Annotated in this window: 20 protein-coding genes; 9 read left to right on the top strand and 11 right to left on the bottom strand. The window is 66.3% G+C overall.

Annotated features, from left to right (window positions below):
- Nucleotides 1–26: 26 nt before the first annotated feature.
- Nucleotides 27–860 (bottom strand): formate dehydrogenase accessory sulfurtransferase FdhD, encoded by an 834-nt coding sequence (fdhD, locus tag AC1VXD_RS13865; protein WP_482992517.1) that lies wholly within the window; start codon nucleotides 858–860, stop codon nucleotides 27–29.
- A 183-nt stretch (nucleotides 861–1,043) separates the two neighbouring features.
- On the opposite strand from fdhD, the gene AC1VXD_RS13860 reads away from it, so the two are divergent.
- Nucleotides 1,044–3,326: an FdhF/YdeP family oxidoreductase gene (locus AC1VXD_RS13860; RefSeq protein ID WP_482992516.1), complete on the top strand. Its 2,283-nt coding sequence runs from the start codon at nucleotides 1,044–1,046 to the stop codon at nucleotides 3,324–3,326.
- A gap of 104 nt (nucleotides 3,327–3,430) precedes the next feature.
- On the opposite strand, the gene bla is transcribed toward AC1VXD_RS13860, so the two are convergent.
- The 7 genes from bla to ykgO all read right to left on the bottom strand — a co-directional run bounded on the left by bla (nucleotide 3,431) and on the right by ykgO (nucleotide 8,440).
- A complete protein-coding gene (bla, locus tag AC1VXD_RS13855) occupies nucleotides 3,431–4,282 on the bottom strand; it encodes a subclass B3 metallo-beta-lactamase (protein ID WP_482992515.1) in 852 nt (283 codons plus the stop codon).
- A 147-nt stretch (nucleotides 4,283–4,429) separates the two neighbouring features.
- Nucleotides 4,430–4,945: a DUF1697 domain-containing protein gene (locus tag AC1VXD_RS13850; protein WP_482992514.1), complete on the bottom strand. Its 516-nt coding sequence runs from the start codon at nucleotides 4,943–4,945 to the stop codon at nucleotides 4,430–4,432.
- Nucleotides 4,942–5,583, bottom strand: coding sequence for a response regulator transcription factor (locus tag AC1VXD_RS13845; RefSeq protein WP_482992513.1), 642 nt, complete (start codon nucleotides 5,581–5,583; stop codon nucleotides 4,942–4,944). The genes AC1VXD_RS13850 and AC1VXD_RS13845 overlap by 4 nt, the downstream gene beginning before the upstream one ends.
- Nucleotides 5,576–6,634 (bottom strand): sensor histidine kinase, encoded by a 1,059-nt coding sequence (locus tag AC1VXD_RS13840; protein ID WP_482992512.1) that lies wholly within the window; start codon nucleotides 6,632–6,634, stop codon nucleotides 5,576–5,578. Before AC1VXD_RS13840 ends, AC1VXD_RS13845 begins: the two co-directional genes overlap by 8 nt.
- A gap of 124 nt (nucleotides 6,635–6,758) precedes the next feature.
- Nucleotides 6,759–7,796, bottom strand: a complete 1,038-nt coding sequence (locus AC1VXD_RS13835; protein ID WP_482992511.1) for an agmatine deiminase family protein — start codon at nucleotides 7,794–7,796, stop codon at nucleotides 6,759–6,761.
- A 39-nt stretch (nucleotides 7,797–7,835) separates the two neighbouring features.
- A complete protein-coding gene (locus tag AC1VXD_RS13830; protein ID WP_108768612.1) occupies nucleotides 7,836–8,165 on the bottom strand; it encodes a hypothetical protein in 330 nt (109 codons plus the stop codon).
- Nucleotides 8,166–8,314: 149 nt separating this feature from the next.
- Nucleotides 8,315–8,440 carry a type B 50S ribosomal protein L36 gene (gene ykgO, locus AC1VXD_RS13825; RefSeq protein ID WP_054656844.1) on the bottom strand — a complete coding sequence of 42 codons (126 nt, stop codon included), beginning with the start codon at nucleotides 8,438–8,440 and terminating at the stop codon, nucleotides 8,315–8,317.
- 197 nt (nucleotides 8,441–8,637) lie between these two features.
- On the opposite strand from ykgO, the gene cmk reads away from it, so the two are divergent.
- From cmk to galU, 8 genes are all read left to right on the top strand, one after another.
- Nucleotides 8,638–9,315: a (d)CMP kinase gene (gene cmk / locus AC1VXD_RS13820; RefSeq protein WP_079221613.1), complete on the top strand. Its 678-nt coding sequence runs from the start codon at nucleotides 8,638–8,640 to the stop codon at nucleotides 9,313–9,315.
- Between the two features lie 213 nt (nucleotides 9,316–9,528).
- Nucleotides 9,529–11,214: a 30S ribosomal protein S1 gene (gene rpsA / locus AC1VXD_RS13815; protein ID WP_012510790.1), complete on the top strand. Its 1,686-nt coding sequence runs from the start codon at nucleotides 9,529–9,531 to the stop codon at nucleotides 11,212–11,214.
- An 89-nt stretch (nucleotides 11,215–11,303) separates the two neighbouring features.
- Nucleotides 11,304–11,609 (top strand): integration host factor subunit beta, encoded by a 306-nt coding sequence (locus AC1VXD_RS13810; RefSeq protein ID WP_005409286.1) that lies wholly within the window; start codon nucleotides 11,304–11,306, stop codon nucleotides 11,607–11,609.
- Between the two features lie 77 nt (nucleotides 11,610–11,686).
- A complete protein-coding gene (locus AC1VXD_RS13805) occupies nucleotides 11,687–11,971 on the top strand; it encodes a LapA family protein (protein WP_108764889.1) in 285 nt (94 codons plus the stop codon).
- A gap of 6 nt (nucleotides 11,972–11,977) precedes the next feature.
- A complete protein-coding gene (gene lapB / locus AC1VXD_RS13800; RefSeq protein ID WP_482992510.1) occupies nucleotides 11,978–13,156 on the top strand; it encodes a lipopolysaccharide assembly protein LapB in 1,179 nt (392 codons plus the stop codon).
- A gap of 3 nt (nucleotides 13,157–13,159) precedes the next feature.
- Nucleotides 13,160–14,137, top strand: coding sequence for an MraY family glycosyltransferase (locus AC1VXD_RS13795; protein WP_482992509.1), 978 nt, complete (start codon nucleotides 13,160–13,162; stop codon nucleotides 14,135–14,137).
- Nucleotides 14,138–14,152: 15 nt separating this feature from the next.
- Nucleotides 14,153–16,063 carry a polysaccharide biosynthesis protein gene (locus AC1VXD_RS13790; protein WP_482992508.1) on the top strand — a complete coding sequence of 637 codons (1,911 nt, stop codon included), beginning with the start codon at nucleotides 14,153–14,155 and terminating at the stop codon, nucleotides 16,061–16,063.
- Entirely contained in the window at nucleotides 16,064–16,945 is an 882-nt protein-coding gene (galU, locus tag AC1VXD_RS13785; protein ID WP_108768617.1) for a UTP--glucose-1-phosphate uridylyltransferase GalU, read from the top strand.
- A 488-nt stretch (nucleotides 16,946–17,433) separates the two neighbouring features.
- Here galU and AC1VXD_RS13780 read toward each other — a convergent pair whose 3' ends face one another.
- The 3 genes from AC1VXD_RS13780 to AC1VXD_RS13770 all read right to left on the bottom strand — a co-directional run bounded on the left by AC1VXD_RS13780 (nucleotide 17,434) and on the right by AC1VXD_RS13770 (nucleotide 21,822).
- Complete coding sequence (locus AC1VXD_RS13780; protein ID WP_482992507.1) at nucleotides 17,434–18,642, bottom strand: acetyl-CoA C-acyltransferase; 1,209 nt, start codon at nucleotides 18,640–18,642, stop codon at nucleotides 17,434–17,436.
- A 100-nt stretch (nucleotides 18,643–18,742) separates the two neighbouring features.
- Entirely contained in the window at nucleotides 18,743–21,115 is a 2,373-nt protein-coding gene (locus AC1VXD_RS13775) for a 3-hydroxyacyl-CoA dehydrogenase/enoyl-CoA hydratase family protein (protein ID WP_482992506.1), read from the bottom strand.
- A gap of 53 nt (nucleotides 21,116–21,168) precedes the next feature.
- Nucleotides 21,169–21,822: a TetR/AcrR family transcriptional regulator gene (locus tag AC1VXD_RS13770; RefSeq protein ID WP_482992505.1), complete on the bottom strand. Its 654-nt coding sequence runs from the start codon at nucleotides 21,820–21,822 to the stop codon at nucleotides 21,169–21,171.
- Nucleotides 21,823–22,048 lie beyond the last annotated feature (226 nt).

Here is a 22,048-nt window from a genome sequence, read left to right as displayed (position 1 = left end):
TCCTGAGCAGTCGAGCAAGCTCGACGCTACGGCGCCTGCAATCGCTCAGGGTGGGTATACACATTGAACCCGCCATTGCGGGCAAACCCCACCAGGCACAGGCCGGCGGTGCGGGCCAGGTCGATGGCCAGCGCCGTGGGTGCCGAGACTGCCGCCAGCACGCTGACACCAGCGCGCGCCGCCTTGCTGACCATCTCGTAGCTGGCGCGGCTGGAAATGACCAGCAGGCCGCCTTCGCTGCCGTGTGCGTTGTGGTGCAACGCGCCGATCAGCTTGTCCAATGCGTTGTGGCGGCCGACATCCTCCCGTACCCAGCCGATGCGGCCACTGGCATCGGCCCAGGCGGCGGCGTGGGTGGAACCACTGGCGGCATTCATCGGCTGGTGCTGGGCCAGTCCGGCCACGGCGCGTTGCAGTGCAGTGGGTGAATACAGGCGGCGATCACCCACCGGCGGCAGAGGTCGCAGCACGTCCTCCAACTGCCGCGAGCCGCACAGGCCGCAGCCGCCCCGGCCCGGCAGCAGACGACTGTCGGACGGGGCCAGTGCCGCACCGGGCGCGTCGGCGGCAACGGTCATCTTCAGTTCGATGCCTTCCAGCTGGTCATGCACCTCGACGGCCATCAGCTGCTCCGAGCGCGTGATCAGGCCCTCGCTGAGCGAGAAGCCCAGCGCGAAGTCCTCCAGGTCACAGGGCGTGGCCATCATCACCGCGAAGACCGTGCCGTTGTAGCCCATCGCTACCGGCACTTCCTCGGCGATGAAGTCGACCCGTTCGTCCCGTCCCGTTTCACGCCAGCGCTGCAGGGTGCGCAACGCAGTACCGGCAGGCGGTGTGGTAGGCGGGGGCGGTGCGGGCATGCAGTACGTCCTGGGTGGAGCACAAAGGCCATGTACCGCCACAGGATAGCGCAGCGGTCATGGGAAGACGCCGTTGTAACTGTTGCCGTGGCACGCTGGCGCCCCTTAACCGGGTGATGGCGCGACAGCTACGGTCGTGCTTGACTGGCCCCGGTCCCTTGCGCGCTACCAGGTTGCCAAGCCATGTCCGAACAGAAGCCGCCGCGATACACCCCCTACAACCAACCGGCCGGTGGCTGGGGTGCGGCCGGAGCGACGGCCAAGGTGCTGCTGCAGCAGAGCGTGGTCGGCAAGGGCTCCAAGGCGCTACGGGCGATGAACCAGCCGGGCGGTTTCAAGTGCCCCAGCTGCGCCTTCCCCGATGCCGACCACCGGCGCAGGTTCGAGTTCTGCGAGAACGGTGCCAAGGCACTGGCCTGGGAGGCGACCGAGCACCGTGTAACCCGGGAGCTCTTCGCCGAACACACGGTCAGCGAACTGATGGAACAGAGCGACTACTGGCTGGAGATGCAGGGGCGGCTGACCGAGCCGATGCGCTACGACACGGCCAGCGATCACTACGTGCCGTGCACCTGGGACGAGGCCTTCGCGCTGATCGGCCGGCACCTGCGCGCGCTCGACCATCCTGACCAGGCCGAGTTCTACACCTCCGGCCGCACGCCGAACGAAGCGGCGTTCCTGTACTCGATCTTCGTGCGTGAGTTCGGTACCAATAATTTCCCGGACTGCTCCAATATGTGCCATGAACCCACCAGCCGCGGCCTGCCGCCGGTGATCGGGGTGGGCAAGGGCACCATCGTGCTGGACGACTTCGAGCATGCCGAGGCGATCTTCGTGATGGGCCAGAACACCGGCACCAATTCGCCGCGGATGATGAGCAACCTGGTGGAAGCGCGCAAACGTGGCATCCCCATCGTGGCGGTCAACCCGATGCCCGAGCGTGCGCTGATCCGCTTTACCGAGCCGCAGGACATCGTACAGATGGCCACGTTGGGCTCGACCGAGATCAGCAGCGAGTTCGTGCACATCCGCATCGGCGGCGACCTCGCCTTCATCAAGGGCATCATGAAGGTGATGTTCGAGCGCGAAGCGCAGGGCGAGCCCGTGCTTGACCACGCCTTCCTGGCCGAGCACACCCTTGGCCTGGATGCGCTGCGCGAGGACGTGTTGGCGCAGCCCTGGGGCGAGATCGTGCGGGTGTCGGGCATCGCCGAGGCGCAGATCCGGCGCTGCGCGGAAGTCTACATCCGTTCACAGGCCACGGTGATCTGCTACGGCATGGGACTGACCCAGCATCAGCACGGTTCGCAGCTGCTGCAGCAGGTAGCCAACCTGCTGTTGCTGCGTGGCAACTTCGGTAAGCCCGGCGCTGGAATCGGCCCCATCCGTGGCCACTCCAACGTGCAGGGCGACCGCACCGTCGGCATCGATGAAAAGCCCAAGCCCGCCTACCTGGATCGGCTGCAGCAGGTATTCGGTTTCGAGCCGCCGCGCGCGGATGGCCACCACGTGGTCGAATCCATGCAGGCCATGCTGGATGGATCGGCCAGGGTGTTCATCGGCCTCGGCGGCAACTTCATCCACGCTGTGCCCGATACGCCGCGTGCCTATGAGGCGATGCGGCGGCTGGAGCTGACCGTGGGCATCGCCACCAAGCTCAACCGAGGCCATCTGGTGCACGGCCGCGATGCGCTGATCCTGCCGGTGGTAGCGCGCTCGGAGTGCATCCGCACGCCGGCCGGCGTGCAGTTCGTGACCATCGAAGATGCGATGTCCAATGTCAGTGCCTCGGGGGGCGTGCTCGAGCCGGTCAGCGAGCACGTGCTGCCGGAAGTGGAGATCGTCTGTCGCATGGCCATGGCCACGCTGCCGGACAGCCGGGTGGACTGGGCCTCGTGCATGCACGACTACACGCAGGTCCGCGAACTGATCGCAGCGGTCTACCCCGAGATTTACGCCGGCTTCAATGAGCGCATCCAGCAACCGCATGGCTTTCATCTGGACATCCCGCCGCGCCGTCGGGTGTGGCCGACAGACACCGGCAAGGCCAACATACTGGTGATGCCAGGCCTGGAGGTGAATGACATCGTGGACGACCCAGACATGCTGCGCCTGGCCACGGTGCGTTCGCACGACCAGTTCAATACCACCATCTACAGCTACAGCGATCGCTACCGTGGCGTCTACAACGACCGCAACGTGGTGTTCATGAACATCGAGGACCGGCTGGCACGTGGGCTTGGCAAGGAGGCGCGGGTGAGCCTGGAGACCATCGCCAGTGATGGCGTGGTGCGGCGCATCGACGGCCTGACCGTACTGGACTACCCGATGCCCCGCGGCGCGCTGGCGGGGTACTACCCGGAGCTGAATGCGCTGCTGCCGCTGGATTACCATGACCGTATCAGCGGCACGCCCGCGGCCAAATCGATCCCGGTGCGGATGCGCGCGATGGCCGAGGTGCCGTAGTAGCGGCCTATGCTTTCTGTAGAGGCGAGCCATGCTCGGCTGTTTCAGAACAGTCGAGCGAGCTCGACTCTACCGGGCCAGGGCGGCGTCGAGCGAGCTCGACTCTACCGGGCCAGGGCGGCGTCGAGCTTCTGCTCCGCGGCATCCGCATACGCACCGCAGGTCACCGCCCTGGCGCCGGCCTTGGCCCCGGCCGCATAGTCCCAGCCACTGCCATCCGGATGCGGGGTCAGCAGCACGTCGCAGGGCAGGGCGCGCACGGTGGCGAAGCTGCGGCGGAAGTCCTCGACCAGGTGCGGGTAGCGCGGATTGTCCTTCAGCGTGTAGCCCGGTGCACTCAGGCTGTCGGCATAGGCGATTCGTACCGGCTTGCCGTCGCGGGTGTCGGTCCAGGTCCAGGCCGTGCTGCCCGGGGTGTGGCCCGGTACGAACTGTGCGGTGAAGCGCATGCCGCCGATGTCGACGATCTCGCCATCCATGATGATGCGATCGACATGGGCCGGCGGGAAGGCGAAACGATCGCCGAAGTGCAGGTCATCAGTGCCACCACGGGCCAGCAGCACCGCTGACTCCGCATTGGCCAGTATGCGCGCGCCAGTGCGGCGCTTGAGTTCGGCCACCGACCCGGCATGGTCGGCATGGGCGTGGCTGAGCAGGATGGCGCGGAGGTCGGCCGGGGCCACGCCGCGCAGCTGCAGGTTGTGCAGCAGGTGATCGGCCATCTGTGGCATGCCGCCGTCCAGCAGCACCGCCCCCTGCGGGGTCTGCACCAGCAGTGAGGTGAGATTGGCGGTACCGATCTGCCAGGTGTGGTCGGCAATCTGCAGCGGGGCGATCGGCTGCAGCCAGGAGGGATCAACGGTGTAGGCCTTCAGCTGCGACAGCACCGGTTCGGCGGCATGGGCGGCCAGCGGCAGGCAGGTGGCAAGGACGAGGGCAAGAGGCAGCAGGCGCATGCGGAAAGGTCGCGGGTGAAGGTGCAACGACGCTATCACGGCCCCTTCTTTTCCCGTTTCGCGTATTGCTCATGGCTGCAATAAGCGCGATGGTTGGCCCGGCCACCGAGCGCGAGGTGCTGGGGTCGTCGATGAAGAAGTGGACTCTCAACCCAGCGCAGCGGCCATCGCGGCCAGTCTCGCCACGGTGTTGAGGTTGCGCGCGGTGCCGTGGGCAGCGCAGGGAATGCGCAGCTTCGAATCGGCCATGCCGTCGCCGTAGTGCACGTACAGTGCGCGTGGCCCCAGCGCCAGCTGTTCGCCGTGCAGGCCTTTCACGCCCTGCAGCGGGTCGCTGGGCAGCGGGCCATCGACGAACAGCGCCACCACGCGATTGCCGGCGGCCTGCGGGAACGGGTTGCGCGCGGCAACGTCGGCGATCTCCGCAGCGCTGCGCACCAGCGCGCCCACCGGTCTGCCGGCGTAGGCCTGCAGTCGCGCCGCCAGGGCATCGCGTACCGTCGCCTCGTCCGCGCTGCTGCGGAACACCACGTTGCCGCTGGCGATGTAGGTGCGCACCTCTTCAAAGCCCGCGTCCATGCACATAGCCACCAGCCCGGCCATGGGCAGCTTGCCGGTACCGCCCACGTTCACCGCACGCAGCAGGGCTACGTAGGCGTTCATGGCGCAGCAGCCTGCAGGCGGTCATACATGCGCACCAGGTCGACCAACGTGCGCGCCTCCATCTTGCGCATTACCTGCGCACGACGGACCTTCACCGTGATCTCGCTGACGCCCAGGTCGGCGGCGATCTGCTTGTTGAGCCGGCCGCGCACTACGCCGTCGACCACCTCGCGCTCGCCCACGCTGAGGGTGTGCCAGCGTGCCTGCAGCTCGCCCAGCGCCTCGCCTTCGCGGCGGCGCTCGCGGTCCAGCGCGATACCCTTGTGGATGGCGTCCAGCAGCTCCTGGTCGCGGAAAGGTTTGGTCAGGAACTCGATGGCGCCGGCCTTGATCGCGTTGACGCCCATGGCGATGTCGCCGTGGCCGGTGATGAACACCACCGGCAGCTGCAAGCCCAGTTCCGCCATGCTGCGGTGGAAGTCCAGGCCGCTCTGCCCGGGCATCCGCACGTCCAGCACCAGGCACGCCGGAGCATCCTCGCGCGGGTGGTCGAGGAAGGCCTGCGTGGATGCGAAGGCGCGCACCTCCAGGCCCATCGAGGCCAGCAGGTCCTCCAGCGCCGCGCGCACGGACGCGTCGTCGTCGACGACGTAGACGATGGGCGCCAGCTCGGCCGGCGGTGGCAGGGGCTTACGCATGGTCATCCTTGCCGGCGGCCGGCAACTCGAACACGAAACAGGCACCGCCGCCGGCCGGGCGCTCGGCACGGATGTGGCCGCCATTGGCCTCGATCATCGAACGGCTCAGGCTGAGGCCCAGACCGAGGCCATGGTCCTTGGTGGTCCAGAACGCATCGAAGACGCGGTCCGGCTGTTCGCTGGGCAGGCCGACGCCACGGTCGCGCACGCTCAGGCTGACCTGGCCGAGGCCATCGCGCGCCGTCGCCAGCGCGATGCGGCGCTCACCAGGCGGCAGCAGGGCCATCGCGTCGACCGCGTTCAGCAGCAGGTTGCCGATCACCTGCTGCACCTGCACGGGATCGGCGAACACCGGCGGCAGGTCGGCATCGAGCAGCAGCGCCACATCCACCTGGTGCTGGTCCAGTTCATTGCGTGACAGGGCCAGCATGTCCTGCACGGCCTGGTTCAGGTCGAAGGCGCGGCGTTCGGGCGCGGCGCCCTGGGTCAGGCCGCGGATCCGGGCAATCACGTCACTTGCGCGGTGCGCATCGGACAGGATGCGGGCGATGGCCTGCAGCGCCTTGTCGACATTGGGGGGCGATTGCGCCAACCAGCGCTGGCTGGCTTCGGCGCTGCTGGCGATGGCGGCCAGTGGCTGGTTCACTTCATGCGCGATCGAGGTGGTCAGTTCGCCCACCGTGGAGGCGCGGGCAACCCGCAGCAGGCGCGCCTGGGCTTCCTGCACGGCCGCCTTGGCCGCTTCCGTCTTCAGCACCAGCCAGGTGGTGATGCCGATAACCAGCATGCCGATGGTCGAGTTGACCAGGCCGATACGGTAGGTGCCGAAACGGGTGAGAAAGAAGCTCAGGCCGGTGAGCGCGATGCAGGCGGCCGCCAGGATGAGCAGGCCGCGCGGGGCCATCACCCGCGAGGCAGCGAGGATGACCGCCGCGTAGAAGCAGGCGGCGGCCACGGCATAGTCGGTGACGGTGTCGAGCAGGAAGATCGCCGCCATCACCACGATCAGGGCAAGCAGCGCCAGCGGGCGGCGGGGCGACAGCGACGGCATCGGGAACAGCTCCCTGGCGGGTGGTGGGGGGATGATAAGCGGGGCGGTAGCGCCGGGCCATGCCCGGCGGATTTTCAGGACACCGCTGCGCTCGCCGGGCATGGCCCGGCGCTACCGGTCCGGCTTACGCCTTCAACAACCCTTCCGGCAGCTGCATGGTGATGCAGTGCAGGCTGCCGTTCTGCCAGATCAGCGAGCGGCAGGGTACCTGCACGATCTCGCGGCCCGGGTGGGCCTGGGCCAGCACGTCGCGGGCCAGGTCGTCGGCCGGGTCGCCGTAGGCCGGCATCAGCACCGCGCCGTTGACGATCAGGTAATTGGCGTACGACGCGGCCAGGCGGCGGCCTTCGTCGATCACCGGCTGTGCCCACGGCAGCGGGAACAGGCGGTACGGCTGCCCATCCTTGGTGCGCAGCGCGGCCAGTTCGTTGCCCATCGCCTGCAGTTCGGCGTAGTGCGAGTCGCTCTCGTCGTCGCAGGCCTGGTAGACGATGCTGTCAGGCGAGGCGAAACGGGCCAGGGTGTCGATGTGGGCGTCGGTGTCGTCGCCTTCCAGGTAACCGTGGTCCAGCCACAGCACGCGATCCTGCTGCAGCCAGTCGGCGAGGTCGGCGGTCAGGCTGGCGCGGTCGCGGTCCGGGTGGCGCTCGTGCAGGCACTTCCAGGTGGTCAGCAGGGTGCCTTCACCGTCGGTCTCGATGCCGCCGCCTTCCAGCGCGAACGCAATGCTGCGCACCGGTGCGTTGTTGAATACGCCGGCCTGGTCGAGCGCGCCCACCAGCTGGTCGTCCAGGGTGGCGTCGAACTTGCCGCCCCAGCCGGTGAAGCGGAAATCCAGCAGCTGGAAGCTGCCGTCGGTGCGGCGCAGGGTGATCGGGCCGGAGTCGCGCAGCCAGGTGTCGTCATAGGCCGCCGTGGTGAAGCGGACCCGGTCCATGTCGATGCGGTTGGAGCGCAGCCGCATTTCGGCATAGGTCTCCACATCGTCGTCGGCCACGCAGATCAGCACCGGCTGGAAGCGGGTGATGGCGGCGACCAGCGCGATGTAGGTCTCCTCCACCTGGCCCAGGCGGTCGGCCCAGTCGGTGTCGGCGGTGGGCCAGGCAATCAGGACGCCGCTCTGGGCTTCCCATTCGGCAGGAAAACGAAGGGTCTGGTTCATGGTCTCGCTACACAGGCCCGCCAGTGGCGGGTAGGGGGTTCAGCGGATCGGCGGCTTCGGGCCGATCTCGTTCGGATCCGCCTTGTTGGCCACCACGTCGATCACCTTCTGCTTCTCGAAGTAGACAGTGAACTGCGGGTAGACCCAGCGGTTGATGGTCGGCCACTGGCGCTTCTGCCCGCCACGCGGCTGCAGCTGCTCGCTCGGCGCGCCGAACTGCGACTGCACCTGCTGCATGCTCTGGCCGCGGACGGGCAGGGCACCGGCCGGCTTTTCAGCGGCGCGGTCGACCAGCAGGGTATCGGCCAGCGCCGGCGTGGCGGCGGCCAGGGTGGCCAGGACGGCCAGCGTGCTCAGGTAATGCTTCATCTCGATCTACTCCCCAGTGGTCAAGAAAGGCGATTACAGCAAAAAACGGCAGGAAAAAAAGCTGCACGCAACAAAAAACCGCCCGAAGGCGGTTTCTTGCATCGGGTCGGTCCCGCGTGGGACCAGCCGCGGCCCGGAGGCCGTGAGGCTTAGCGCTGACGCGCCTTGAAACGCGGGTTCGACTTGCAGATGACGAAGATCTTGCCACGACGACGGACGACCTTGCAGTCGCGGTGACGGGCCTTCGCCGACTTCAGGGAGGACAGGATTTTCATGGCATACCTCGGCGTAAACAGTAGTTGTTCGGGTGGAGCGTGGCCGCGATATGCGCAAGACAATCGGCAGTTGGCGCTCGTTCAAGCCCGCCATTCTACCGGGCTTTTTGTCGTCGTTTCAAGTGGTTGCGCCAAAGTCTCTGCGCGGGGCCTTGGGCAGGCGCTAGAATGGCCCCTTCACACGCGCTAGGACCCCCATGAATCCACTCGCTCCCGTCCTGACCATCGACGGCCCTTCGGGGGCCGGCAAGGGTACCATCAGCCGCATCGTGGCGCGCCGCCTGGGCTGGCACTACCTCGATTCGGGCGCCCTGTACCGGGCGGTGGGCGTGGCCGCGAGCTGGGCCGACATCGATACCTCCGATGCCTCGGCGCTGGTGCGCTGCACTTTCGACACCCATGTTCAGTTTGTTGAGCAGGGGGAATCGATGCGGGTCATGGTCAACGGCACCGATGCCACTGACGAGCTGCGCCTGGAGACCACTGGAGCGCTGGCCTCGGCCATTGCCGCCATTCCCGAGGTCCGTGCCGCCCTGAAGGAGCGCCAGCGCGCATTCAGGGAGCTGCCGGGCCTCGTCGCCGACGGCCGCGACATGGGCACGGTGATCTTCAAGGACGCCCCCTACAAGGTCTTCCTGACCGCCAGCGCCGAGGAGCGCGCCGAGCGCCGGCATAAGCAGTTGAAAGACAAGGGGGTTTCTGTTAACTTTGATGACCTCCTGCGCGAGATCATGGCCCGCGACGCCCGTGATGCCCAGCGTACCGTGGCGCCCTTGAAGCCGGCAGACGATGCTGTCCTCATCGACACCACAGGCATCGGCATCGATGATGTCGTTGCCCGAGTGATGGATCTGCTTCCGGTTCCGGCTGCCTGATCCGTTCGCGCGGGAGTGCCACCAGCATCATCGGTGGTGGTCGCGCATAGCCGTGCTGTACCAGCTCCGTCGCGCAATGATGCGTGGCGGTTTTCCTACTACACACGACCTGCTTTTCCGGGGTCGACCAACAGGCGGGCGGTAACGGTCTTCAGCGGGGCATGTCTCCGATAGGGAAGCCAACCGACCCATGTGTCCAACAGAGTAAATCTAATGACCGAATCATTTGCCGAACTGTTTGAAGCCAGCCAGGCCAACCTGGCCAAGCTGAAGCCGGGCGCCATCGTCAGCGGTACCGTTGTTGAAGTCCGCGGCGACGTCGTGGTGATCAACGCTGGCCTGAAGTCCGAAGGCATCGTGCCGATCGAACAGTTCCGTAACGACGCTGGCGAAATCGACGTCGCCGAAGGCGACATCGTCAAGGTCGCCCTCGACTCCATCGAGAACGGCTTCGGCGAAACCGTCCTGTCGCGCGAGAAGGCCAAGCGCGCGATGGTGTGGGACGAGCTGGAAGAAGCGTTGGAAAAGAACGAAACCATCACCGGCCGCATCAGCGGCAAGGTCAAGGGTGGTTTCACCGTGGACATCAAGGATGTCCGCGCCTTCCTGCCGGGTTCCCTGGTCGATGTGCGCCCGGTGCGCGATCCGGCCTACCTGGAAGGCAAGGAACTCGAGTTCAAGCTCATCAAGCTGGACCGCAAGCGTAACAACGTCGTGGTTTCGCGCCGCGCTGTCGTCGAAAGCGAGCACTCGGAAGAGCGCGAGCAGCTGATGGACAAGCTGCAGGAAGGCGCGATCCTGAAGGGTGTCGTCAAGAACCTGACCGACTACGGCGCGTTTGTGGACCTGGGCGGTATCGACGGCCTGCTGCACATCACCGACATGGCATGGAAGCGCGTGCGCCATCCGTCCGAAGTCGTGAACGTCGGCGACGAGCTGGACGTGCGCGTGCTGAAGTTCGACCGCGAGCGCAACCGCGTTTCGCTGGGCCTGAAGCAGCTGGGCGAAGATCCGTGGGATAACATCGCCCGTCGTTACCCGGCCAACAGCCGCGTCTTCGGCAAGGTCTCCAACGTCACCGATTACGGCGCGTTCGTTGAGATCGAGCCGGGCGTCGAAGGCCTGGTGCACGTCTCCGAGATGGATTGGACCAACAAGAACGTCAACCCGTCCAAGGTTGTGCAGGTGGGTGACGAAGTCGAAGTGATGGTGCTGGACGTCGATGAAGAGCGTCGCCGCATCTCGCTGGGCATGAAGCAGGTTGCCGCCAATCCGTGGGAAACCTTCGCTGCTACCCACAAGAAGGGTGACAAGGTGTCGGGCCAGATCAAGTCGATCACCGACTTCGGCATCTTCATCGGCCTGGACGGCGGCATCGACGGCCTGGTTCACCTGTCCGACATCAGCTGGGCGACCACTGGCGAAGACATCGTTCGCAACTTCAAGAAGGGCGATACCCTGGACGCCGTTGTCCTGGCTGTCGATCCGGAGCGCGAGCGCATCTCCCTGGGCGTGAAGCAGCTGGAGCAGGATCCGTTCGGCCAGTACATGGCTGCCAATCCGAAGGGCTCCAAGGTCGAAGGCGTGGTGAAGGAAGTCGACGCCAAGGGCGCGATCATCGAGCTGGCTGACGGCATCGAAGGTTACGTCTCGGCACGCGACATCGCCAACGAGCGCGTTGACGACGCCACCCAGCACCTGAAGGTCGGCGACAAGGTCGAAGCCAAGTTCGTTGGCATGGACCGCAAGGGCCGTACCCTGCAGCTGTCGATCAAGGCCAAGGACGACGCGGAAATGCGCGAAGTGCTGGAGGAATACCAGTCCTCCTCGGCTGCCAGCGGCACCACCCAGCTGGGCGCGCTGCTGCGTGCACAGCTGAGCGGCAACAAGTCCGAGTAATCGGCCTTACGCTGTACGTTGTTTCCTGGACGGCCCGGGCATCCTGCCCGGGCCGTTTCAGGGTGAGTGACCCCTGATGTGAGCCGGCAATGACCAAATCCGAACTGATCGAAATCCTCGCGCGCCGCCAGGCGCACCTGAAGGCCGATGATGTCGATCTGGCGGTGAAGTCGTTGCTGGAGATGATGGGCGGTTCCCTTTCTGCAGGGGATCGCATCGAAATCCGTGGCTTTGGCAGCTTCTCGCTGCACTACCGTCCGCCGCGCCTGGGCCGCAACCCCAAGACCGGCGAATCGGTCGCCCTGCCGGGCAAGCACGTTCCCCATTTCAAGCCGGGCAAGGAACTGCGTGAGCGGGTCAGCAGTGTGCTGCCGCTGGACGCCGATCCGGCCTGAGTGTCCTGTCGCGTCACTGCGTGCGAATACCGCGGCGAGTCGGATAAGCTACGACCTCCTGCCACTGGAGCTGTCGCATGAAGGTTTTTCGTCTGCTGGTCCTGCTGGCGGTTCTGCTTCTCGGGTTGATCATCGGCGCCATGAACATGGACGAGATGACCATCAACCTGCTTTTCACCCAACTCAAGACCTCGATCGGCGTGGCGATCATCGCTTCGCTGCTGATCGGTGTCATTGTCGGTGCCGGCCTGGTGCTGGTGAGCGTGGTCATTCCGCTCTACGCCCAGCTGCGCCGCGCCAACAAGTCGGTCGCCACCCCGGTGGCGCCGGTTTCTCCCTCCCAATCTTTTGATGGACGCTGATCGAAGATGGATTTCGTCACCGAGTGGTTCTGGTTCTTCCTGTTCCTTCCCCTGGCGGCGCTGGCCGGCTGGGTCATTGGACGGCGCGGCGGGCAACGCCATGGCGACAACCAGGTCAGCCACCTGTCCAGCACCTATTTCCGCGGCTTGAACTACCTGCTCAACGAGCAGCCGGACAAGGCCATCGAACTGTTCCTGCACATCGCCGAGCTGGACAAGGAAACCTTCGAGACGCAGGTCGCGCTGGGTCACCTGTTCCGCCGTCGTGGTGAAGTGGATCGCGCGATCCGCCTGCACCAAGGCCTGGTCAACCGCAGCGACCTGAGCGACGCGCAGCGCGTGCAGGCCCTGCTGGCGCTGGGCGAGGACTACATGAAGTCCGGCCTGCTGGACCGCGCCGAAACCGTGTTCACCGAACTGGCCCAGCTGGATCAGCGCGCACCGCAGGCGCTCAAGCACCTGATCGGCATCTACCAGGCCGAGCGCGACTGGGAAAAGGCCATCGACAACGCCACCCGCTTCGAAGATGTCACCGGCGAGCCGATGGGCAAGCTGATCGGGCAGTTCGAATGCGAGCTGGCCGAGCGCTTCCGTGGCGCCGGCAAGCTGGAAGAGGCGAGGGCGGCCATCGCCCGCGCCTATCAGGCCGATGCGATGTCGGTGCGTGCCGGCATCATCGAAGGCCGCCTGGAAACCGATGCCGGCAATGCCGAGGCCGCCGTGCGCGCCTTCGAGCGTGCCGCGCGCAACGATCCCGAGTACCTGCCCGAGCTGCTGCCGGCGCTGATGGAGAACTACCGCAAGGTGGGCGACCTCGGCGGCGCGCGTGCGTTCCTGTCGGAAATGACCGAGCACTACCGCGGCATCGCCCCGGTGCTGGCGCTGACCCGCCTGATGGAGGAGCAGGAGGGCGTGGCTCCGGCGCGTGCCTATCTCGGCCGCCAGCTGAAGGATCGTCCGTCGGTGCGCGGCGAATCGGCGCTGATCGACCTGACCCTGGCCGAGGGCGCGGATTCCACCGCCACCCTGCACGACCTCAAGCACATCACCGACCAGCTGCTGGTGCGCAACCCGGCCTACCGCTGCACGCGCTGCGGCTTCGGTGCGCGTACCCACCACTGGCAGTGCCCGAGTTGCAAGGAATGGGGCACGGTCAAGCCACTGCTGAATTACGCGGTGCTCTGAGCCATGGCCTGGCGGGTGATGGCCGCGCTGCTGGGGCTGGCCCTGCTCAGCGCCGCACTGACCTGGGTAGCGCGTGGCTACGCGCTGCGCCGGCAGCTGATGGATCAGCCGGGCGAACGCCGCAGCCATAGCGTGGCGACCCCGCGCGGCGGTGGCATCGCCATCGTCATCAGCCTGCTGGTGGCAGCGGTTGCCGCCATGTGGGCGTGGCCGGTGGCCATGCCCAGCCTGCTGGTGGCCAGCCTCGGCCTGGTGCTGGTGGCAGGCATCGGCTGGTGGGACGACCACCAGCCGCTGCCGGCCCTGCGCCGCCTGCTGGTCCATTTCATCGCCGCCGGCCTGCTGGCCGCGCTGGTCAAGGTGCACGGCGGCAGCTGGCTGCTGGCCCTGTTGGTGCTGGTGTTCACCGCCTCGCTGATCAACATCTGGAACTTCATGGATGGGATCAACGGCATCGCCAGCAGCCAGGCGGTGGTTGCTGCGCTGGGCTTCGCGCTGGTGCTGCCGTGGCCGTATTCACTGGTGGCGATCGTGCTCGGCCTGGCCTGCCTGGGTTTCCTCCCATTCAATTTTCCGAACGCGCGCATTTTCATGGGCGATGTCGGAAGTGGCGCTCTTGGCTACGCGGTCTCGGTAGTGCTGGCAGTGGCCGCGGTGCGTACGGAAATCAACTGGTTGCTGCTGCTGGTACCCCTTTCGCCGTTCCTTGTGGACGCGGGCTTCACGCTGTTGGCGCGCATCCTTTCAGGGGAGCGCTGGATGGAACCCCACACCCAGCACGTCTACCAGCGCGCAGTGCAGGCAGGAGCCAGCCACGCCCAGGTGACAGGGATGTACTTCGTTGCAGGCCTGTTCAGTATTACAGTGTTCTTTGTTTGCACCAGATTGCAGTCGAGGTGGGAGGCTGCCGCAGCGGTCGCGTGGATTTCCGCGATGGCCCTGCTATGGCTCCTCCTGCGCAATGGATTGCGCCACCGATAAGGAATTACGCTACATATGTCTTCACCCTGGCGGGACAGAATCCTCGGTCTGTTGCCTCGCACGGCCATCGTCTGCCATGACCTGTTCATGGTCTGGGCCTGCTGGCAGCTGCTGCATGCCGGCCGTTACTCCATCCTGCCTGACGCCCCGTCGCTGCCCTTGTGGAACGTCGATACGACGCTGGTGCTGGCGCTGCAGGGCATCGTGTTCTGGCGGGTCGGCCTGTACCGCGGCCTGTGGCGGTTCGCCAGCGTCAGCGACCTGCTGAACATCTTCAAGGCCAGTTTCGTCGGCCTGGTCGCCATCGTCCTGGTACTGGCCTGGAAGCGCTTCAACGGCGTGCCACTGTCGGTGCTGGTGATCTATCCGTTCGCGCTGTCGGCACTGCTGGGCGCGCCGCGCCTGCTGTATCGCGCGTGGAAGGACTACCAGGCGCTGCAGTCCGATTCCACCGCGCGTCGCGTGCTGATCCTCGGCGCCGGCCAGGCCGCCGAGACCCTCGTGCGCGACCTGCGCCGCTCGGGCAACTTCGAGCCGGTGGGTCTGCTGGACGACGCCCCGCACCTGCGTGGTGCCAAGCTGCAGAGCCTGCCGATCCTGGGCACCCTCGACGATGCCCCGGCCGTGGCCCGCGAAACCGCGGCCAAGCTGCTGGTCATCGCCATTCCGTCGCTGGATGCGGTGGGCATGCAGCGCGTGGTGGCCATCTGCGAGAGCACCGGCATCCCGTTCCGCACGGTGCCCAAGCTCAGCGACATCCTGCAGGGCCAGTCGCTGCCGGGCCAGCTGAAGGAAGTGGCCATCGAGGACCTGCTCGGCCGCAAGCCGATCATGCCGGACTGGAACCTGATCCGCGGTTGGCTGGGCGGGCGCACGGTGATGGTCACCGGTGCCGGCGGCTCGATCGGTTCGGAACTGTGCCGCCAGTGCGCGCGCCACGGTGCCGGGCGCATCGTCATGCTGGAAATGAGCGAACTGCTGCTGCTGACCATCGAGGCCGAGCTGCGCCGCAGCTTCCCCGACGTGCAGATCGAAGCCGTGCTCGGCGACGTCGGCGACCCCGCGGTGATGCGCCACGCGCTGTCGCTGCACCCGGTCGATACCGCCTTCCATGCGGCCGCGTACAAGCATGTGCCGGTGCTGGAGCGCCAGCTGCGCGAAGCCGTGCGCAACAATATCCTCGCCACCGAGAACGTGGCGCGCGCGTGCATGGAAGCGCGCGTCGAGCATTTCGTGTTCATCTCCACCGACAAGGCAGTCGACCCGGTCAACGCGCTGGGCGCCAGCAAGCGCTACGCCGAGATGATCTGCCAGAGCCTGGACCAGACGTCCAAGTACACCCGTTTCGTGACCGTGCGCTTCGGCAACGTGCTCGACTCGGCCGGCAGCGTGGTTCCGCTGTTCCGCGAGCAGATCCTGCGCGGCGGCCCGATCACGGTGACCGACCCGGAAGTGACCCGCTACTTCATGACGATCCCCGAAGCCTGCCAGCTGATCCTGCAGGCGGCGGCGTCGGGCTCGCACGGTGCCATCTACACCCTGGACATGGGTGAGCCGGTGCCGATCCGCGTGCTCGCCGAACAGATGATCCGCCTGGCCGGCAAGCAGCCGTACAAGGACATTCCGATCATCTATACCGGCCTGCGTCCGGGCGAGAAGCTGCACGAGACCCTGTTCTATTCGGACGAGGATTACCGGCCGACCTCGCACCCCAAGGTGCTCGAAGCCGGCGTGCGCACGTTCTCGCGCGACGTGGTGCTGGGCAACGTGCCGAGACTGCGTGCTGCAATCGCCGAGTACGACACGGATACGATTCGGGAAGTACTGTTCGCGACCATGCCGGAGTTCTCTCCGATTGAACAAGACGCATACATCTCTTCCGCTAAAGTGGTCCCCTTTCCGGCACGTGAGGCCAACAGGCATTAAATGAGCAAGCGAATTCGTAAGGCTGTTTTTCCAGTGGCAGGGCTCGGGACGCGCTTTTTGCCGGCAACCAAGACGGTTCCGAAGGAAATGCTGCCGATCATCGATCGTCCGCTTATCCAATATGCCGTCGATGAGGCCATCGAGGCAGGCTGTGACACCCTGATCTTCATCACCAACCGCTACAAGCACGCCGTTGCCGATTACTTCGACAAGGCCTACGAGCTTGAGCAGAAGCTGGAGCGTGCGGGCAAGCACGAGCAGCTGGAAATGATCCGCCACGTGCTGCCCGAGGGTGTGCGCGCGGTCTTCGTGACCCAGGCCGAAGCGCTGGGCCTGGGCCATGCGGTGCTGTGTGCGAAGGCGGTGATCGGTGACGAACCGTTCGCCGTGCTGCTGCCCGACGACCTGATCTGGAACCGCGGCGACGGCGCGCTGAAGCAGATGGCCGACCTCAACGAGGCCAGCGGTGCCAGCGTGATCGCGGTGGAGGACGTGCCGCACGAGAACACCGCGAGCTACGGCATCGTCGCGACCGAGGCGTTCGATGGCCGCAAGGGCCGTATTTCGCAGATCGTGGAGAAGCCGAAGCCGGAGGACGCCCCGAGCGATCTGGCGGTGGTCGGCCGTTACGTGCTGAGCCCGAAGATCTTCGAGCTGCTGGAGTCCACCGGCACCGGTGCCGGCGGCGAGATCCAGCTGACCGATGCGATCGCTTCGCTGCTGGCGACCGAGGAAGTGGATGCCTACCGCTTCGAGGGCACCCGTTTCGACTGCGGCACCCATCTGGGCCTGGTTGAAGCGACGATCCGTTTCGCGCTTGAGAACAAGAAGCTGGCGAAGCCGGCGCGCGCGAAGCTGACGGAGATGCTGGCGGAAGAGTGAGTTTTTCGGTTTTTGAGCGCTCCGTGCAGCGCCTTGTCTGATACGTGGGGGAGGGGGCGGATGGCCCTCTCCAAGACACGCCAAAGCCCCTCCATGGTGCTCGATGGCGCCATCCATGGCGCCAACGGTCTTGGAGAGGGCCATCCGCCCCCTCTCGACAGTTTCCGTGGGGCGCGGACGGGAAGGGCGGAATCAAGGGCAAAGGCAAAAGCAAAAAAAAAGGCAGCCAATGGCTGCCTTTTTTGCATTTTGGGGTCAGAGCCCTTTGCGCAGCAAAGGGCTCTGACCCCGGCTTTTGACCTTGCCTTTGCTCACCCCTCCGCCGCGCGGAATGCAGGGTGGCACGGGTGGGTGAGGCTGACCGGGACTGTCAGCGGCATGGATGCCGCTGCCAAGCCCCCAGGGATGGGTTTACGGCGTGTCCCGGGCAGTCTCACCCACCCGGGCCCAGCAGCACACCGACATACCGACCGGCAACGCTTTGAACCTTACAGCGCCTCGAAAATACCCGCCGCGCCCATGCCCGTGCCGATGCACATCGTCACCATGCCGTACTTCTGCTGGCGGCGACGCAGGCCGTGCAGCAGGGTCGCGGTACGGATCGCGCCGGTCGCACCCAGCGGATGGCCCAGGGCGATCGCGCCGCCCAGCGGGTTGACCTTGCTCGGGTCCAGGCCGCAATCGCGGATCACCGCCAGCGACTGCGCGGCGAAGGCTTCATTGAGCTCGATCCAGTCCAGCTGGTCCTGGGTCAGGCCGGCCTGCTTCAGTGCCTTCGGGATCGCGGCGATCGGGCCGATGCCCATCACTTCCGGACGCACGCCGGCCACCGAGAAGCTGACAAAACGGGCCAGCGGGGTCAGGCCGTAATCCTTGATCGCCTGTTCCGAGGCCAGCAGCACCGCACCGGCACCGTCGCTCATCTGCGAGGAGTTGCCGGCGGTGACGGTGCCGCCGAACTGGCCGTTGCGGAATACCGGGCGCAGCTTGGCCAGGCCTTCGGCCGAGGAGTCCGGACGCGGACCTTCGTCGGTGTCGGCAACCTTGTTGCGGGTGATGATGCGCTGGCCGTCGGCCAGGTCCGGCAGGTGCGAGACGATCTCGTACGGGCTGATCTCGTCCTTGAACTCGCCGCTCTGGATGGCGGCCATGGCCTTCTGGTGCGAGGCGAGGGCAAAGGCGTCCTGGTCTTCGCGCGAGACCTTCCACTCTTCAGCCACCTTCTCGGCGGTGATGCCCATGCCGTAGGCGATGGCCACGTGGTCGTTATCGAACACGCTCGGCGCCATCGCGATCTTGTTGCCCATCATCGGCACCATCGACATCGATTCGGTGCCGCCGGCCAGCATCAGGTCGGCATTGCCAAGGCGGATCGCGTCGGCAGCCTGCGCCACGGCCTGCAGGCCGGAGGAGCAGAAGCGGTTCACGGTCTGCGCGGCGATGGTGTTCGGCAGGCCGGCCAGCAGCACGCCGATGCGCGCCACGTTCATGCCCTGCTCGGCTTCCGGCATGGCACAGCCGATGATCGCGTCATCGATGCGGTTGACGTCCACGCCCGGGGCCTGGGCGACGACGCTGCGCAGCACGTGCGCAAGCATGTCGTCGGGGCGGGTGTTGCGGAACATGCCCTTGGGCGCCTTGCCAACCGGGGTACGGGTGGCGGCGACGATGTAGGCGTCCTGGATTTGCTTGGTCATTGCGGTCATCTCTCGAATGGGTTTTGCCGGTGTACCGACCAGCGGTCGGCACCTACCAGAGGCAGAGGAGTGCCGACCAGCGGTCGGCACCCGCCATCAATCAGTTGCGCAGCGGCTTGCCGGTCTTCAGCATGTGCGCGATGCGGGCCTGGGTCTTTTCCTGCTGGGCCAGTTCGACGAAGTGCTTGCGCTCCAGGGTCAGCAACCACTCTTCGTCCACCAGGGTGCCGCGATCGACCTTGCCGCCGCACAGCACGGTGGCGATGCGCTCGGCGATCTCGTAGTCGTACGGGCTGATGAAACGGCCTTCCAGCATGTTGACCAGCATCATCTTGAAGGTGGCGATGCCCACGTCACCGGCGACCTGGATACGGCGTGCCGGCAGCGGCGGGCGGTAGCCGGCTTCAGCAAGCGCACGGGCTTCGGCCTTGGCGATGTACAGCGCCTCGTAGCTGTTGAACACCACCTTGTCGGTGCTGCGCAGCAGGCCCAGTTCCTGGGCGTTGACCGCCGAGTTGGACACCTTGGCCATCGCCACGGTCTCGAAGGTCTTCTTCAGTTCGGCGAACACATCACCGCCCGGGCCTGCGGCCTGCGAGGCGCGCACGGCCAGTTCCTTCAGGCCGCCACCGGCCGGCAGCAGGCCGACGCCGGCCTCGACCAGGCCGATGTAGCTTTCCAGGAAGGCGACGGTCTTGGCGCTGTGCATCTGGAACTCGCAGCCGCCCCCCAGGGCCAGGCCGCGCACGGCAGCCACCACCGGCACCAGCGAGTACTTGATGCGCTGGCTGGTGCGCTGGAAGTTGGCGACCATCTCTTCGAACTGGTCGACCTTGCCGGCCTGCAGCAGGCCGAGGGCACCGGCCAGGTCGGCACCGGCGGAGAAGGGCTCCTTCTGCTGCCAGATCACCAGGCCCTGGAAGTCCTTCTCGGCGCGGCTGACGCATTCCTGCAGGCCGTCCAGCACCTGGTCGGAGACGGTGTTCATCTTGGTCTTGAAGCTGACCACGGCGATGCCGTCGCCGTCATGCCACATGCGCAGGCCGTCGTTCTCGAACACGGTCTCGCCCGGGGCGAACTTCTCGCCCAGCAGCGGGTCCGGGAAACGCTGGCGCTGGTACACCGGCAGCGACGAGCGCGGTAGCTTGGCGTTGCGGGACGGGCTGTAGCTGCCTTCGGCGGCATGCACGCCGTCGCGGCCATCGAACACCCAGTCCGGCAGCGGGGCGCTGCTCATGCTCTTGCCGGCGACGATGTCATCGGCGATCCACTGCGCGACCTGCTTCCAGCCGGCGGCCTGCCAGGTCTCGAACGGGCCCAGCGACCAGCCGTAGCCCCAGCGGATGGCCAGGTCGACGTCGCGCGCGGTCTCGGCGATGTCGGCCAGGTGGTAGGCGCTGTAGTGGAACAGGTCGCGGAAGGTCGCCCACAGGAACTGCGCCTGCGGGTGCTGGCTTTCGCGCAGCTTGGCGAACTTCTCGGCCGGGTTTTTGATCTTCAGGATCTCGACCACTTCCGGTGCGGCGGTGCGGTCGGCCGGGCGGTAGTCCTGCTTTTCCAGGTCGAGGACGAGGATGTCCTTGCCGACCTTGCGGAAGATGCCGGCGCCGGTCTTCTGGCCCAGTGCACCCTTGGCGATCAGCGCGTCCAGCCACTTCGGCGATTTGAAGAACTCATGCCACGGGTCGTTCGGCAGGGTATCGCCCATGGTCTTGATGACGTGGGCCATGGTGTCCAGGCCGACCACGTCGGAGGTACGGTAGGTAGCCGACTTCGGGCGGCCGACCAGCGGGCCGGTCAGGCCGTCCACTTCATCGAAGCCCAGGCCGAATTCCTGAGTGTGGTGGATGGTGGACAGGATCGAGAACACGCCGATGCGGTTGCCGATGAAGTTCGGGGTGTCCTTGGCGTACACCACGCCCTTGCCCAGGGTGGTGACCAGGAATGCTTCCAGGCCTTCCAGCACGGTGGCGTCGGTGGTGGTGGCCGGGATCAGCTCGGCCAGGTGCATGTAGCGCGGCGGGTTGAAGAAGTGCACGCCGCAGAAGCGGTGACGGAGCTGCTCCGGCAGCACGTCGGCCAGCTTGTTGATGCCCAGGCCCGAGGTGTTGGAGGCCAGCACCGCGTGGTCGGCCACGAACGGGGCGATCTTCTTATACAGGTCCTGCTTCCAGTCCATGCGCTCGGCGATGGCCTCGATGATCAGGTCGCAGTCCTTCAGCTGGTCCAGGCCCGACTCGTAGTTGGCCGGGGTGATGGCTTCAGCCAGCGACTTGCTGGCCAGCGGCGCCGGGCTCAGCTTGCCCAGATTGGCGATCGCCTTCAGCACGATGCCATCGGCCGGACCTTCCTTGGCGGGCAGGTCGAACAGCACAGTGTCGACGCCAGCGTTGGTGAGGTGGGCGGCGATCTGGGCACCCATGACGCCGGCACCCAGCACGGCGGCGCGGCGGACTAGCAGGGAATTGGACATGGTGTAGGGCCTTTGTTGGTCAGCAGTTACTGGGTGTGTCACACCCGGTGGAATCACGGGGAAACGGGCAGGGCACTGCCGCGTGCGGCGGCGCGGAACCCGGCTTCGGCGAAATGGATCAGTTCATGGGCGGCATGGGCACGATGCGCCGCTTCGGTGACACCTGCGGGTCGCTTGATCAGGCCGAAATCCGCCATGGCGTAGGTGAGCGAACCGGCCAGGAAATCCAGGCGCCAGTACAGCTCCTCCTTGCTCAGGCCCGGCACGCACTCGGCGATGGCCTTGCCGAACGCGCGCAGCACGTGGCCGTAGTGGTCGGACAGGAACTTGCGCAGGTTGTCGTTCTTCTCGGCGTAGGCGCGGGCGATCACCCGCACGAAGGCGCCGCCGCTCTGCCGGTCCTGGGCCATGGCCAGGGCGGGCTCGACGAAGGCGGCCAGCACCGGGCGCAGCTGGCCGGGATGTTCGCTGCGGGCGCGCTCAAGCTGGGCCAGGCGCACGCTGGTCATCTCGTCCATGCGGCGGCGGAACACCTCGTTGACCAGGTTTTCCTTGGAGCCGAAGTGGTAGTTGACCGCCGCGATGTTGACGTCGGCCTGGCTGGTGACCTGGCGCAGCGAGGTGCCGGCGAAGCCATGCAGGGCGAACAGCTCCTCGGCGGCGCCGAGGATCCGGTCCTTGGTCGAGAAGTGGGCGGGCTTGGCCATGGGGCGGCGGACCTTAATCAAACGATTGTTTGATACTAGGACCAGACGGGGGCGTATGGCATTTTGCAGTGCAGCAAAATGGCCGGGGCGGTCAGAATCCGCTCAGGTGGGTGAATGGGCGGGGGAGGGGCCGAGGCGGGCCGTGGTGGGGCCCGCGCCCCCGCCGGGGGGGGGTGGGGGGGGGACCGCCGCCCCCCCGGGGGGGCGGGTAGCCCCTCCGGCCCCG

It is taken from the genome of Stenotrophomonas sp. STEN054 (assembly GCF_056854535.1).
The sequence above is the reverse complement of the archived record's forward strand: the minus strand, read 5'-3'. Positions and strand labels throughout refer to the sequence as shown.